The 311-nt window shown below is 51.8% G+C and carries 1 protein-coding gene; it reads right to left on the bottom strand.

What is annotated here, in order from left to right:
• On the bottom strand, positions 1-311 hold a 311-nt coding region (locus tag PG062_RS15800; protein ID WP_270753013.1), incomplete at both ends, for a DDE-type integrase/transposase/recombinase.

Raw genomic sequence — 311 nt, 5'->3', positions numbered from 1 at the left:
TCTATCACAGCATTGTCCAGACAGTTTCCCTTGCGGCTCATGCTCTGGCGAACACCTTTCTCCCGGAGCATCTGTTGGTATTGTTTGTGTTGGTACTGCCAGCCCTGGTCAGAATGGAGAATCAGGTTTGTTTCGGCCGGGATCTTTGCAAACGCCTCGTCCAGCATGGTGGTTACCATGCTGAGTGCAGGACGATCCGATATGGTGTAACTGACCAGATCGCTGCTGCACAGATCAAGGATGGGAGAGAGATAGAGCTTCTCTCCAAACAAACTGAACTCTGTCACATCGGTGACCCACTTCTGGTTCGG

It is taken from the genome of Gemmiger qucibialis (assembly GCF_027689445.1).
GTDB lineage: Bacteria > Bacillota > Clostridia > Oscillospirales > Ruminococcaceae > Gemmiger > Gemmiger qucibialis.
This window is presented reverse-complemented; position numbering and strand designations above follow the sequence as displayed.